Source organism: Amycolatopsis sp. CA-230715 (genome assembly GCF_018736145.1).
Taxonomy (GTDB): Bacteria; Actinomycetota; Actinomycetes; order Mycobacteriales; family Pseudonocardiaceae; genus Amycolatopsis.
The window spans coordinates 3,644,732-3,658,453 of the sequence record NZ_CP059997.1 but is presented as its reverse complement, the minus strand read 5'-3'; the positions used below and the strand labels follow the sequence as shown (position 1 = coordinate 3,658,453).

The 13,722-nt window shown below is 67.8% G+C and carries 13 protein-coding genes; 4 read left to right on the top strand and 9 right to left on the bottom strand.

Going from position 1 to position 13,722, the window contains the following annotated elements; translation table 11 throughout:
- The first annotated feature begins 33 nt into the window (after positions 1–33).
- Positions 34–1,143, top strand: a complete 1,110-nt coding sequence (locus HUW46_RS17060) for an IS630 family transposase (protein ID WP_215548128.1) — start codon at positions 34–36, stop codon at positions 1,141–1,143.
- Between the two features lie 11 nt (positions 1,144–1,154).
- Here HUW46_RS17060 and HUW46_RS17055 read toward each other — a convergent pair whose 3' ends face one another.
- From HUW46_RS17055 to yczE, 7 genes are all read right to left on the bottom strand, one after another.
- A complete protein-coding gene (locus tag HUW46_RS17055) occupies positions 1,155–2,165 on the bottom strand; it encodes a DUF222 domain-containing protein (protein ID WP_215548210.1) in 1,011 nt (336 codons plus the stop codon).
- Positions 2,166–2,218: 53 nt separating this feature from the next.
- Positions 2,219–2,791 carry a TetR/AcrR family transcriptional regulator gene (locus HUW46_RS17050; RefSeq protein ID WP_442860978.1) on the bottom strand — a complete coding sequence of 191 codons (573 nt, stop codon included), beginning with the start codon at positions 2,789–2,791 and terminating at the stop codon, positions 2,219–2,221.
- On the bottom strand, positions 2,788–4,185 hold the full coding sequence (locus HUW46_RS17045) for an amidase (RefSeq protein ID WP_215548208.1): 1,398 nt from the start codon (positions 4,183–4,185) through the stop codon (positions 2,788–2,790). The genes HUW46_RS17050 and HUW46_RS17045 overlap by 4 nt, the downstream gene beginning before the upstream one ends.
- 60 nt (positions 4,186–4,245) lie before the next feature.
- A complete protein-coding gene (locus HUW46_RS17040; protein ID WP_215548207.1) occupies positions 4,246–4,896 on the bottom strand; it encodes a lipoprotein in 651 nt (216 codons plus the stop codon).
- A 45-nt stretch (positions 4,897–4,941) separates the two neighbouring features.
- Positions 4,942–5,673, bottom strand: a complete 732-nt coding sequence (locus HUW46_RS17035) for a DUF998 domain-containing protein (RefSeq protein WP_254126249.1) — start codon at positions 5,671–5,673, stop codon at positions 4,942–4,944.
- A 66-nt stretch (positions 5,674–5,739) separates the two neighbouring features.
- Complete coding sequence (locus HUW46_RS17030; RefSeq protein ID WP_215548206.1) at positions 5,740–6,522, bottom strand: protein phosphatase 2C domain-containing protein; 783 nt, start codon at positions 6,520–6,522, stop codon at positions 5,740–5,742.
- A 52-nt stretch (positions 6,523–6,574) separates the two neighbouring features.
- Entirely contained in the window at positions 6,575–7,201 is a 627-nt protein-coding gene (gene yczE, locus HUW46_RS17025; protein WP_215548205.1) for a membrane protein YczE, read from the bottom strand.
- A gap of 60 nt (positions 7,202–7,261) precedes the next feature.
- On the opposite strand from yczE, the gene yczR reads away from it, so the two are divergent.
- Positions 7,262–8,707 (top strand): MocR-like transcription factor YczR, encoded by a 1,446-nt coding sequence (yczR, locus tag HUW46_RS17020; RefSeq protein ID WP_215548204.1) that lies wholly within the window; start codon positions 7,262–7,264, stop codon positions 8,705–8,707.
- A 405-nt stretch (positions 8,708–9,112) separates the two neighbouring features.
- Here yczR and HUW46_RS17015 read toward each other — a convergent pair whose 3' ends face one another.
- The gene (locus HUW46_RS17015; protein WP_215548203.1) at positions 9,113–10,255 is read right to left on the bottom strand and encodes a hypothetical protein; all 1,143 of its coding nucleotides are present in this window, start codon (positions 10,253–10,255) and stop codon (positions 9,113–9,115) included.
- Positions 10,256–10,612: 357 nt separating this feature from the next.
- Between HUW46_RS17015 and HUW46_RS17010 the strand changes: the two genes are divergently transcribed.
- Positions 10,613–11,140 carry a sigma-70 family RNA polymerase sigma factor gene (locus HUW46_RS17010; protein WP_215548202.1) on the top strand — a complete coding sequence of 176 codons (528 nt, stop codon included), beginning with the start codon at positions 10,613–10,615 and terminating at the stop codon, positions 11,138–11,140.
- Between the two features lie 4 nt (positions 11,141–11,144).
- Here HUW46_RS17010 and HUW46_RS17005 read toward each other — a convergent pair whose 3' ends face one another.
- A complete protein-coding gene (locus HUW46_RS17005) occupies positions 11,145–12,311 on the bottom strand; it encodes a pyridoxal phosphate-dependent aminotransferase (RefSeq protein ID WP_215548201.1) in 1,167 nt (388 codons plus the stop codon).
- Positions 12,312–12,388: 77 nt separating this feature from the next.
- On the opposite strand from HUW46_RS17005, the gene HUW46_RS17000 reads away from it, so the two are divergent.
- Entirely contained in the window at positions 12,389–13,684 is a 1,296-nt protein-coding gene (locus HUW46_RS17000) for a DUF445 domain-containing protein (RefSeq protein ID WP_254126618.1), read from the top strand.
- The last annotated feature ends 38 nt before the right edge of the window (positions 13,685–13,722 follow it).

Genomic DNA, 13,722 nt, shown 5'->3' with positions numbered 1-13,722 from the left:
CGTTGATTCGTTGGTAGTTTTTTAGTGTGGGGTATGGGTGATGGCCGTGGTCCGAAACTGTCGTTGTTGGAATTGACAGAGGTTGAGCGTGACACGTTGCGGGGTTGGATTCGGCGGGGTAAGACCGCGCAGGCGTTGGCGACGCGGGCGCGGATCGTGCTGGCCTGTGCGGAGGGCTTGTCCAACAGTGAGGTCTCTCGCGAGCTGAAGATCTCGTTGCCCACGGTGGGCAAGTGGCGCAAGCGATTCGTCGAGCGTCGTCTGGATGGTTTGTCTGACGAGCCTCGGCCGGGCGCGCCTCGCACGATCACCGACGCGCAGGTCGAGGAGGTCATCACCAAAACGTTGGAAGAGCGACCTGCTCGTGAGGACAGTCATTGGTCGACTCGGTCGATGGCGGACGCGGTCGGGATGTCGCAGACGGCGATTTCGCGGATCTGGCGGGCGTTCGGTCTCAAGCCGCATCTGGTGGACATCTGGAAGCTCTCGACCGATCCGCTGTTCATCGACAAGGTCCGTGACATCGTTGGGTTGTATCTGGACCCGCCGGGCAACGCCATGGTTCTGGCCGTGGACGAGAAGTCCCAGATGCAGGCACTGGACCGGACCGCGCCGATGTTGCCGATGATGCCCGGGGTCCCTGAGCGTCGCACCCACGACTATGTCCGCTACGGCACCACGAGCCTGTTCGCCGCACTGGACATCGCCACGGGGCGGGTGATCGGCCAACATCAGCGCCGTCACCGGCACCAGGAATTCTTGCGGTTCCTCAAAACCATCGACAAGAACACGCCAGCCGAGCTGGATCTACACCTGGTGTGCGACAACTACGCCACCCATAAAACCCCGGCGATCAAGACCTGGCTGGCCGCGCATCCTCGCTTCCACCTGCACTTCACCCCGACTTCCAGCAGTTGGCTGAACCTGGTGGAACGCTGGTTCGCGGAGTTGACCAACCGCAAACTGCGTCGCTCGGCCCATCGCAGCGTCAAGGAACTGGAAGACGACGTCGATGCCTGGATCGCCGCATGGAACGACAACCCGAAACCGTTCGTGTGGACCAAAACCGCCGACGAAATCCTGGACAGCCTGGCCCACTACTGCACCCGGATCAATAAAACAATCAACGACTCAGAACACTAGCACTCGGGTAGCTATTGCTCCTCGGCGACGGAATCCGTCAAGGTCGGTGCTGGGGATTCGGCCGCGCTCGCGCCGGGAGCCCCGCAGGACGAGCGATTGCGCTGCGACGGTACCGGTGGGCGCAGCCGGATTCGTGCGGACCGACCGGCTAGGTGGGGGCTGGCCGGGGGCGTGCGGTGGAGCACGCGCTCGGTACTGGGCCGAGGTTCCGCAGTCGTGCGCTGGGTCGCATGGGGGCTCGCACTGATCTCGCGACCGACAGCCGCGGAGATGGGGCCGTAGCCGACGAGGTGGGCGGGGTCGTCTCGCTCGCCTTCGAGAGTGCTCTGATCGATGTGGACGAGAACGTCGGCCTTGACGACCCCGTCACGGTTTTCGCCGTCGAGGCAGCGCGTGACGAGTGTTTGGGCGCGGAGCTGAGCCACCGGTCGCGTGTCACCCTGGGCCTTGAGGTCCTGGGCGACGCGGTCGCAGGTCGAGTAGAGCGCCATCGCTTCTTCGGCGGGAAGGCGAACTCGGAGCGTCGAAGTGCCGTTGGCTCCATGGCTGACTCTCATCATCGAATCGCTGCGCGCTTTACGGGAACGCTTAGCGTGGGCCTCGGCATCGACCTTCGTGACCGCCACGTTGGCCGCGCGTCGCAGTGTCGAGGGGTTCCGGCCCGGGAACTTGGTCACGATCACGTCGTCGACTTCCTGCGCCTTGGGCTCGCTCAGGCACCGAGTCGCACTGAATACGGCCATGGCTTTCTCTTCACTGATCTCGCCGTTGTCGAGCGCGGTCAGCGTCTTGGGAAGATAGGACAGCAGTGCTTGCGCCAGCGCGATCTTCCGGTTCGCCTCGCGCTCGGTGATGTCCAGGAGGCGTGCGACCTCGATCGGCGTGCCCCGCTCCTGTTCGGTTTCCACGAATTCGGCGATCAGCCGCAGCATGCGGGCGTGCGCCTGGTTGGTTTCGATTACGGACCTGCGCAGCGCTTCCGCGAGGTCGGTGTCTTCTCGGTCTACCCCAGATTCAGTCATGTCTATTACTGTCGCGGAAACTCGCGCCTGTTTCACCACTTTTCTGCGGATGGCTACGAAGTTACCTCTTTGGGGTGGTTCGCGCCTCGAATCAGCATTGTCAATGCTCCCGCGGCTGGTGAACCGGTCGACGCGCCCGTCGCGAGCCGGCGCAGCTGCAGTCCCGCGATCAGCGCCACGACTGCAGGCGCGATGTGTTGCGGCTCATCTACTTTGAGCGCGCGGAGCACAGTCAACGCGAGTTCGTCGTAGGCGGCGAAACAGCGTTGGGTCGCGTCGCGCAGGTCAGGGTCGCGGCCTGCTTGGAGATACAGTTCGAGCGGGGCGATTTCGTCGGCGCCGAACGTCATCTGCTCGAGCACCCGCTCCACTGCTGCGGCAGCCTCTTCAACAGTGATGTCACCGGTTTTGTTGGCGTTTACCAGGCCTCGGAGCTTTATCGTCTCGTTCTCGGCGAACAGCAGCATGGCTTGGCGCAGAAGTTCGGTCTGGCTCGGAAAATGATAAGTCAAGGTGCCCAGTGAAACACCGGCGTCGGTCGCGATGCGCCGGTTGGTCAGCCCGGACACCCCTTGTTCGCCGATCACCCGCAACGCGGCGCGCAGGATCGACTCGCGGGTGCTCACCATGTGGTCGCCGGACGGCGGTCGTACCAGCGTTCCGCCGACTCCAAGTGGGCGGCGAGACTGATCAAGAGCTCTTCCGAATCCGATGGCCCGAGCAATTGCGCGCCGAGCGGAAGACCGGACGCGGTGAGTCCCGCGGGAACGTTCACTCCCGGCCAGCCAAGGACGTTCCATGGCCACGCGTACGGGCACGCGGCGATCATGGCTTGGTCCGTTTCCCAGCCGGAAAGCCCTTCGAAGCTGCCGATTCGAGGCGGCGTCATGGCGGTCGTCGGCGCCAGCACCACATCGACCTGGCCGAAGACAGCGCCGACTCGTTTCCGCAACAGGGGTTCCACCGCGCGTGCGGCCCGCAGGGCAGGACCCGCGAGAACGGATCCCTGCTTCCCGTTGGAGCGCGTGCGCGGGTCGAGTTGCCGTCGATCCGGAACGCGACGGCACCAGTCCCGCACGCCGGTGAGCGAGCGCGGGAGGAAGCTGAGCCCGATGAGCCCGTAGGCCGGTTCGGCGGGTACGACTTCGTGTCCCAGGCCGCGAAGCGTTTCCGCAAGCCGCTCGATGGCGGCGCGAACCTCTGGATCGAGCTTGGTCCTGGTCGCGGTGAACGGAATGCGGGTGGACAGCCCGATGCGAAGCGGTCCGGGCGGACGTGACGCCGCGTCCCGGTATTTGCTACCGGCGTCGGCCGCGACGTCCAGCAACAACGCCGCATCGGTGACTGTTCGGGCTAGCGGGCCGAGCACGGTCAGGCCGTGGAACAACTCTGGTTCCGGAGCAGGTGAAATCCGGTCTCGTTGCGGCTTGATACCCACGAGGTTGGTCCACGCGGCCGGGATGCGCACGGATCCGGCGCCGTCCGAGCCGAGCGCGGCGGCCACGACGCCCGCGGCGACGGCTGCCGCGGAACCTCCCGAGGATCCTCCGGGCGTGTGGTCGAGGTGCCACGGGTTGCGGGTCATACCGAAGGCAGCGCCTTCGGTGAACGGCCATTGACCGATTTCCGGGGTGTTGGTCTTGCCGATGATCACCGCGCCCGCGGCACGCAACCTGCGTACCGCTTCGCAGTCCGCGGCCTTGGGAGTGAACTCGCCGCGGCAGCCGAAGGCAGTCGGCAGCCCCGCGATATCCACGTCGTCCTTGATGGCGATCGGAACGCCGAGCAGCGGTCCGCTCTCGCCCGAGGCCAGTCGGCGGTCGGCTTCGGCGGCGTCCAGGAGTGCCTGTTCCCGGCGTATCCACCGAAATGCGTTCAGCGTCGATTGGCTGGCGTCGGCCCTGGTCAGCGCGATCTTGGTCAGTTCGGTCGAGCTGACGACGCCCTCGGCCAGCAGCCGAACCTGCTCGGCGAGGCCGGCGGAGTTCACCTCGGCATCGACTGGTGGCGTCTCGGTCATCGCGGCCCCCCCAAATCCTCGTTCGTTCGAACGAACGATACGCCGCGATGACCGGGCTCGCTAGTTCGTGACGAGGGACTGCTTCGCGGTGAGGTAGGCGGGCAGCATCTGTTGGTGTTCCTCCTCGTCCAGGCCGCCCAGCGCCAGCACTACTACGCCGGAAGCCGTCGAGACCGCCAGCGCGCGGGCCCGGGACACCATTTCCAACGCCTTGTTGTCCTTGAGGTAGGTCACTTCGACGCCCTGAAGCGGTCCTGAATCCCGGTAGGTCTTCTCCGTGACGTTGCGGTCGCCCGCGACGAAAGCTTCGAGTGCCTGCCGCGGCGACTTGCCTGGCGCGTCCTCGGCCCAGATTCGCAGGAACCCGATGAATCCGGCTGGTTTCCCGTCAATTTCGCATTTGAGCGTGAAGCCGCCCTGGTGCGCGAGTGCGTCCAGGCCGGCGCCGCTGCCCGTTCCCACATCGACAGGCTTCGGCTTCCAGCCCTTGGCCACGTCGAACGTGACGGGCAGCTGACAAGGGGATCCGGTACCGCCGACCTTCTCGCCGGCCTCGGCGTTTTTCAGCTCGTCGTTCCATGGTTTGCCCGGTTGCGCCGGGGACGCGGCGGCGGACGGTGTCGCGGGCCCGGCTTCGGAGGCGTTCGAACAGCCGCCGAGCAGGATGACCGCGGCGAGCGCGGGCAACATCGCCCGCAACGGAATCTTCATGATGGGTTGCTCCCCAGTTCGGACCTGGCGTGAATGCAGCCCAAACTACCCGGCAGGCGGCGACGTTCGATCACCAGCCTGCTCGGTAACAACCTGCTGACCAGCGACGATGTCATTTCTAATGGTGACAATGCGATAGGCGTGGAGCAGCAGCCCGCACAGCAGCGCGAGGTCGACCGCGAGCGTGAGGCGCTGCATGACGCCCACAGGGAGCATGGCCGACAGGTCACTCACGTCGGGTACGTCGCGGAGTGCGTTGAACAAGTAGCTCAACCCGAACAGGGCGAGCGTGCCGACGCTGAGGAACGTCAGCTTCCGAATGCGCGCGTCCGGGACGCGTTCCAACACGGCGAAGCCGATTCCGGGGAGGCTCAGAAACGCGAAAAGGCACGCATATTGATGAATCTGACCGCTGACGGGATCTGGCCGTTCCGGCCAGCTCGCCGGGAATATCGCCGCGAGGGTGAGGCCCGTGGTCCAGATCGCGAACAAGGCGACGCAGGTTCGGGAAGCGCCGATGCCGCACGACAACAGTGCGCCAAGCAGAGCAATGGAACTGACGGCCAAGGCAAGAATGCTAGAAGCGAGCATTGCCGCTCCCTGCCCGGAAATCACGTAGCTGGACAACGTGTCGAACAGCGGGTCGCGGTTGCTGACCGCGTGCATGAGCAACATCGTGAATGCGCCCCATGCCATGGTCGCCGCGGAAACCGCGACCCACACTCTCGCCCGTGCCGCGTTCACGTTCCCCGCGACCTGCGCCCTCATCTGCCCCATGCAGACGAGATTAGCCACGGGATGCCTGTCTCAATATCGGGGAGACTCCCCGATATTTGGTGGGGTTTACACCACTGTGCTGTCGAACGTAACCAGAACCAGAGCCTGGTCGTCATGGCGCTTCGCGCGCGGCCACCGTGCGCCGTCCGGGTCCGACTCCTCAGCTTCCCGGACCGCGTCGAGGACCGCGGTCATGCCTTTGCCTTGTGCGAGTTCGAGGGCTTCGCGCCAGTCGAAGAGGTGGTAGTCGTCGACGCCGACCGCGACACCGTCCGTGGCGAGCAATATCGCGTCGACATCGGCACGCCGCCAGGTGCGGCGAACGGCACGATGCGCGGCGGTGGGCACCGCCTCCGCAACCCAGAATCCGCCTGGTGAGTTCCGCTGGTAGCGCACGTCGGCCCGAGTGCGTAACCGGCCTCGGTCGCGAAGCTCGATGATTCGGTTGTCGGCGACGACATCCGTGCCATTCGGGCCGACACGGCCGAACGCCACGACCGGGCTGTCCGCCAGCACTAGACTTTCCACGATTTCTTCGGTCCAGCGCACGATCGCGACGGTGCTCGACGGCGCGTTTCCCGGCCGCAGATCGTGCTGTGCCGCGACGCCGGCGATGGCCTTCGCGAGCAGATCGGCCAGATCGCCTTCCGGGTTGGTAAGCAGTTCGTCGGCGAGCTGTGCGGACAGCAGACCCGCGTACCAGCCACCGCTTGGCAGGTCAGGATGCGGCGAGGTCGCTCCGTCGAGCAACAACACGGCGTTGTCCAGCCGTACCACGTGGTCTTCCGTCGGCCGCGCGGCTCCGTCGACGCCGACACCCGCACGCTCGGCAACCTCTATCTTCGGCACCGGCAGACACTAAGCCTGGCCGGCCCGTTCTGGCGAGTGCCCGATGGCCGGGTCACAGTTCCGGTTCGCGCCAGGCGACGAGCGGCAGCAGCGCTTGCGTGATCGCGCCGATGCTGAGTGCGTAGACCACAGTGCCGATACCGACGGTTCCGCCGAGCAGCCAGCCGGTGGCGAGCACGGAAACCTCGATACCGGTGCGGACGAGCCGTACTGACCAACCAGTCCGGGCCGACAGCCCGGTCATCAGCCCGTCGCGAGGGCCCGGCCCCAGTCGAGCGCCGACGTACGTGGCGGTGGCGAGGCCGTTCAACAGCACGCCGCCGATCATCAGCACCAGTTGCCAGACCAAGCGGTGCTGGTCGGGTAGTACGGCGCGGACGAGGTCGACGGTCACCGAAATGGTGAAGATGTTGAGCACCGTGCCGATTCCCGGGCGTTGCCGCAGCGGGACCCAGAGCAGCAGCACGCCGACGGAGACGACCGCGGTGACAGTGCCGAACGTCCAGCCGGTGATTTTCGTGAAGCCGTCGGTGAGCACGTCCCACGGGTCAAGGCCCATGCCGCTCCTGGTGAGCATCGCCATGCTCGCGCCGTACAGCGCGAGCCCGCCGAGCAACTGCGGAAAGCGGCGTGCGGGGTTTCTGGAGGGGGCCACAGGGCGGAGATCGACTTGGGTCACCTCCTCACTATGGAAGTTCAGTGGCTTGAAGAACACGACCAATATGGAAGAATTGGCCTGATGAGTTCGCTGATCTCGCCGAGTGGACAGATATCGGCTCGCCGATTGGCCTCCATGCTCGGCGCATGGCGTAGCGGTTCACGGCAAGGTGCGGCAGACCTCGCCGCGGCGATCGAGCTGCAGGTGCTGGACGGCCAGCTCGCCGTCGGCACCCGGTTGCCCGCCGAGCGTCAGCTTGCTGAGGAACTCGGGACGAGCAGGACGCTCATCGGTGCCGCGTGGGACCGGTTGCGGGAAAGCGGCATGGTGGAGAGCCGCCGCGGTGCCGGCTCTTGGGTCGCTGCCCGTGGCAGGGGCGGGCTTGAACCGTCACTGCCGGAAAGCGCTGACGCCATCGATTTCGCCCGCGCGTCGCCGTCGGCCGCGGGCGGCATCATTCCCGCGCTCGACACCGCCCGGGTCGCGTTGGCGGACCACCTTGGCGAACACGGCTACAGCGACCGCGGCCTGTTCGTGCTGCGAGACCGCATCGCCCGCCGCTACACCGAACGCGGGCTGCCCACGACGCCGGACCAGGTGATGATCACGAACGGGGCGCACCACGGGTTCGTGCTCGCGCTGCGCATGCTGGCAGGGCCGGGCGATCGCGTGCTCGTGGAGAACCCGAGCTATCCCAACGCGCTGGAGGCGATCAGGGCCGCGCACGCGATCCCGGTCCCGGTGGCGCTGGACGCCGCGGGTGACCAAGGCTGGGACATCGCCGGGATCGAGGCTGCCGTACGGCAGTCGTCGCCGAGGCTCGCGTACCTGGTGGTCGATTTCCAGAACCCGACCGGGCTGCGGCTCGACGCCGAAGGCCGCGAGCGCCTCGGTGCGGTTCTGAGTCGTGCCAGGACGCCGTTCGTGGTGGACGAAACGTTGGTGGAACTGGACTTGGACGGTGACGAGGCGCCGCCGCCCCTGGCCGCTTCCGCGCCGGAGTTCGCGATCACGATCGGGTCGTCGTCCAAGTCGCATTGGGGCGGTCTGCGTATCGGCTGGCTGCGGGCGTCGGTGGACGTCATCACGCGGCTGGTGTCGGCTCGGTTCATGATCGACCTCGGCTCGCCGGTGTTCGAACAGCTGGTGCTCGCGGAACTGCTCGCGGACCCGACCCCCCTGCTGCGCAGGCGCCGTGAGGAGTTCCTGACCAACCGGGACGCGCTCGTGGGCGCGCTGCGGCGGTATTGCCCAGACTGGTCTTTCCGCGTGCCGGGCGGTGGGCTGTCGCTGTGGTGCCGGCTGTCGGAGCCGATGAGCACGCGGCTTGCCGTCGCGGCGGGAACCCATGGCGTGCACCTCGTGCCCGCGGCGCGGTTCGGTGCGTACGGAGGGCTCGAGCGCTGGGTGCGGCTGCCATACGGGCTGCCGCCGGAACGCTTGCACGAAGGGGTCCGCAGGCTCAGCGCGGCAGTGCGGTCGATCCGTGCGGGCGCCGCGGGCGGGGTGGACCTGCCGGTGACATAAAACAGCCGGTGCGCCGGGCGGATCCGTTGCTCCAGGGAGGTCCAACGGCGTCACGCCCAGCGCACCGGCTATGGGTGCCGCGGCTGCTTCCCGGCACAGCCCCTCGACGTGCCGGGAAGCGCCAGCGACTCAGGCGCGCATCGGGCTGGTGCCCCTGTTCGGCGCGGTGAACAGGAACGCCCGATATGCGCCTGGTGTCGGTCCCGGCGCCGCGGGGGCAACGCGGCGCCGGGACCAGGACCCGACCCGGCCGGGCGCGGTCGGCCGATCGGGAAGTCGTGAAGTCATGACGAAAACCCCTGGGGGAGAAGGAAAGCCGGAACGGTGCCAGCGGAGGTGCGGCGTGCGAACCAAGAAGTTGATCTTGGTTTGGACACGGTCCTCCCCGGCGGAGTGGTCCCGGGGTCAGTCGGGCGAGGTCGTCGGCAGGGCGGCATCCCTGCCCGCACCGTCGGCCGAATGGTCGCGACTGGTGCCGATCAGCTCGAGCTGGGTGTGGTTCGCTGCGGAGCCGGCGATGGCGAACGGGTGACGATGGCCGCCGCCGTTGTCGTGTCCGGTGCCCGCGGCGCAGGTCGGCGCCGAGGGCGCGGTAGGGGCGAACGGCGCTTGGCCGCCGCCGGAACCGCCGCCTTGCTCCTGGTCCGCCTTGACGATGACCTTGCCCGCGAGTGTGACGGTGCGGCCAGAGGTGGCAGCACCGTAGTCGGTGCTGGAGCGTAAGGATTCCGAGACGGCCGCGCGGGTGGGCGCCGGTGCGGCGGCGATGTCCCCGGGCGCTGGCGGCGCCTGCGGCGGCACGGCTGGTGTGGAACCCGGTTCCGGCGCGCTGCCTGGCATGTCGGGGAACGGCGAATGGCCGGGCCTGGCGCCGGGCACCGCGATGGTGACCGTGCCGCCGCTGCCGCTACTGCCCCCGTCGAGCAGCGGCAGCGTGGGCAGGATGCCGCCGTCGCCGTTGCCGGGGCTGGTGTTACCCGGCGAAGGGTGCGGTTTCGTCGGGCAGGTGATCGGCGCGCCCACCGCATCGCCGACGGTGCCGATCAGTCCGCCGACGGTGTCGGTCACGGTGGACACGGTGTCGGTGACCGTGGAGAGCAGGCCGCCCACCAAGCCGCCGATCAGGCCGCCGTCGTTGTGCTGCTTCGGCGTCGCCGTGCGGTTTCGTGCGGGCGGCTGGCTTTCCTGCTGCTCGCTCGTGGCGGGTTTACCGGCCCTGCGGTGCGAGGGTTCCTCGGCAGGTTTCGGCGCCGGGGCCTCCGGGGTGCCGGAGGTGGGCGGCGTGCTGGGGCTCGTCGCGGGTTCGTCCGGAACGGGCTGCGGCGAGGGCGCGGTGGCGGGCTGATCCGGCGGGACGGGCATCGCCGACACCGTGCCGGACTGGCCCGTGCCGGAACTTCCGGAGTCGCTCTCGTCGGCCGAGGCGTGCCCGGCCAGCAGTACGCCGAGTAGCCAGGCCGCGCAGGCGAAGCCGGCGATGACCAGCAAACGGGTGAGCACACGGGACAGCGCTGGTCCGGAGCGAGGCACGAGATTCGCGCTGCTCACCGCCACCACCACCGTCCGGGCCTTGAACTCGTGCGTTGGTCGCCCGAGTCTGATCTTGCTGCGGTCTCATCTGGCCAGGTCGCAGTTCCCCCGAAGCTGCACTATTTCTAGCATCGCTGGCGAGTGTTTCACCTCGGCGGCGACGGATCCACCCCGGAAGGCGGAACGGGCCTACCGTCTTCGGTGGACACAATTCCGGTGTTGATCACTGAGGGTGCATCACGGCTCGGCCGTTCGCGGCATCTTACCCCACGTTAGGCCGCTGACCTGAGGTTATGGGGAGCCGTCTCGCGGAAAGTGCCGTCCCAATCACGTCGTGTCGCCAGCAGGGCGGCCGAACGGCGAAAGGGAGACAGCGTGCGGGCTACGGAGATACCCCAAGTGGGGGAGATCGGCACCTTGCCGTTCACGGACCTTTCCCGCACGGTGCTCGCCGTCGCCAGGGGGTTCCGCCTCTGCGAAGCCGATGTCCGGGACGTCGTGCAGAGCACCTGGCTCACGTTCTTCCGGCGAAGGGAAACGATTCGGGACCTGGCATCGCTGCCAGCCTGGTTGTCCACCACGGCGCGTCGTCACGCGCTGGCGCTGGTCCGGCGGCGACGGGAGTTCCCGGTGCCCGATCTCGGCATGGGCGTCGCGGATCCCGAGACCCCGGAGCTGGCCGCGATGCTCGCCGATCGCGACCGCGTGCTGCACCACGCGATCCTCCGCCTGCGGCAGCCCTACCGCGCGATCGGGGAGCTGCTGGTGCGGGACCCGGTTCCGACGTACGTGGAAATGGCCGCTGAGCTCGGTGTGGAGCCAGGGACGGTCGGCCCGATGCGAACTCGCTGCTTGAAACTCCTCCGGCGCTTGCTGCTCGCCGAAGGCATCGACGGCTGGTGAAGCCTCAGCCGAGTTCGCGCAGGCGGGCGACGCCCTCGTCGAGTACGTCGTCCTGCTTGCAGAACGCGAAGCGCAGCAGGTGGTCCCAGCCCTCGGTCCGGTCGGTGAACGCCTTCACCGGCACGGCCGCCACACCGGCCCGCTCGGGCAGTTGGAACGCCAGCTCGGTGGCGTCGGTGAAGCCGAGCGGCCTGATGTCGGCGCAGACGAAGTAGGTGCCCGCGCACGGCCGCACGGTGAATCCGGCGTCGGCCAAGCCCGCGGAAAGCCGATCGCGTTTCGCGGCGAGCGACTGCCGCAGGCTTTCGACCCAGTCGAGTTCGTGGTCGAGCGCGTACGCGACGGCGGGCTGGAGCGGCCCGCCCGACACGAACGTCATGAACTGCTTCGAGGCCTTCACCGCGGCGACCAGCTCGGCCGTCGCGCACACCCACCCGATCTTCCAGCCGGTGCAGTTGAACGACTTGCCCGCGCTGGAGATCGACACGGTTCGCGACCGCATCCCCGGCAAGGTCGCCAGCGGGATGTGCTCGCCGTCGTCGAAGACGAGGTGCTCGTACACCTCGTCGGTGATGGCGATGAGGTCGTGTTCGACGCACAGCGCGGCGAGCGCTTCGAGCTCGGTGCGGGTGAACACCGTGCCGGTGGGATTGTGCGGGGAGTTGACCAGGATTGCGCGCGTTCGCGGCGTGATCGCGGCACGCACGGCGTCGGGATCCAGCGCGAACCGGCCCGCGTCGTCCTCGACCAGCGAAACGGTTCTGCGGGTCGCGCCGGCGAGCGCGACCGCCGCCGCGTACGAGTCGTAGTACGGCTCGATCACGATCACTTCGTCGCCGGGCTCGGTGAGGGACAACAGGCTGGCCGCGATCGCCTCGGTGGCGCCAGCGGTGACCAGTATCTCGCTGTCCGGGTCGTAGTCGACGCCGTAGCGCGCGCGGTGCCGGGCGATCGCGGCGCGCAACTCCGGCCTGCCGGGGCCCGGCGGGTACTGGTTCGCGCCCCCGAACAGGGCGTCCTTCGCGGCTTCCAACATCGCGGGCGGCCCGTCGCTGTCCGGGAAGCCCTGGCCGAGGTTGACCGCGCCGGAGCGGACGGCGAGGGCGGTCATCTCGGCGAAGATGGTCGAACTGAACGGTTGCAGGCGGGAGACCAGAGCGGGTTGACGCACGAGAACGCATCCTCACGGACAATGGGCCTGTGGAGCAACTCACCTCGGCAGAGCAGCCACCGGCAGAGCAGCGGGCGATCGGCCAGGCGCGTGAACCCGGCAGGCCGGCCGACCCGCCTGGCGGGCCGCAGGGCGAAGAGGCCAAGCGGCTCGCGCTGCGCAAGATGAAACTGGTCGCGCTGTCGTTCCTGCTCGGCGCGACCGTGGTCTTCCTGCTGGCCAGGTGGGCGGAGACGGCGGGATGGCCGGGCTGGGTCGGCTACGCGCGCGCGGCGGGCGAAGCGGGCATGGTCGGCGCGCTCGCCGACTGGTTCGCGGTCACCGCACTGTTCCGGCATCCGCTGCGGTTGAAGATCCCGCACACCGCGATCATCCCGAACAAGAAGGACGCGCTGGGCAACAGCCTCGGCGAGTTCGTAGGAAGCAACTTCCTGTCCGAGACGGTGGTGCGGGACAAGCTGCGCCGCGTCGACATTTCGAAGCGGCTCGGCGGCTGGCTCGCGCAGCCGGAAAACGCCGAGCGGGTCACGTCGGAGCTGGCGACCGTCGTCCGCGGTGCGGTGACCGTGCTCCGGGACGAAGACGTGCAGGCCGTCATGGAGCAGGCCGTGGTGCGGCGCGTCGTGGACAAGCCGTGGGGCCCGCCGCTGGGCAAACTGCTCGCCGGCGTGTTCGCCGACGGCGCCCACCACAAGCTGGTCGACCTGATGTGCGATCGCGCCTACGAGTGGGTCCGCGACAACCACAGCGCGATGCTGCGGGTGGTTTCGGACCGCGCGCCGTCGTGGTCGCCGAAGTTCGTCGACGAGATGTTGGCGGACAAGGTGTACGGCGAGGTCCTGTCGTTCGCGTGGGCGGTCAAGACCGACGTGAACCATCCGATGCGGCTCGCGCTGGACAAGTTCCTCGGCGAGTTCGCGCAGGATCTGCAGACCGATCCGGACACCATGGCCCGCGCCGAGCAGGTCAAGGCGCAGGTGATCGAGCACGCCGAGGTGCAGAAGCTGATCGGGTCCGCGTGGGCGACCGCGAAGGAGATGCTGCTCGGCGCCGCCGAAGACCCGTCGAGCGAGCTGCGCAAACGCGTTCGTGAAGGCCTGCGCACGCTGGGTGAGCGGCTCATGTCGGACGACTCGTTGCGCGAGAAGGTCGACGGCTGGGTCGAAGGCGCCGCCGCTTACGTCGTCTCGAACTACTCGAGCGAGATCACCACGATCATCACCGACACCGTCGAGCGGTGGGACGCCGAGGAGACGTCGCGCAAGATCGAATTGCAGGTCGGGCGCGACCTCCAGTTCATCAGGATCAACGGGACGGTGGTCGGCGCGCTCGCCGGGCTGGTGATCTACGGCGTTGGTCAGCTGTTGTTCTGAGGACCACGGTGTTCACCCGTTGGTTCCTTGACATCCCC

Coding starts and splice junctions, on each gene's coding strand:
- HUW46_RS17055 (WP_215548210.1), bottom strand. CDS start 2,165: ATGACTGAATCTGGGGTAGACCGAGAAGACACCGACCTCGCGGAAGCG.
- HUW46_RS17035 (WP_254126249.1), bottom strand. CDS start 5,673: ATGGGGCAGATGAGGGCGCAGGTCGCGGGGAACGTGAACGCGGCACGG.
- HUW46_RS17045 (WP_215548208.1), bottom strand. CDS start 4,185: ATGACCGAGACGCCACCAGTCGATGCCGAGGTGAACTCCGCCGGCCTC.
- HUW46_RS17060 (WP_215548128.1), top strand. CDS start 34: ATGGGTGATGGCCGTGGTCCGAAACTGTCGTTGTTGGAATTGACAGAG.
- HUW46_RS17040 (WP_215548207.1), bottom strand. CDS start 4,896: ATGAAGATTCCGTTGCGGGCGATGTTGCCCGCGCTCGCCGCGGTCATC.
- yczR (WP_215548204.1), top strand. CDS start 7,262: ATGAGTTCGCTGATCTCGCCGAGTGGACAGATATCGGCTCGCCGATTG.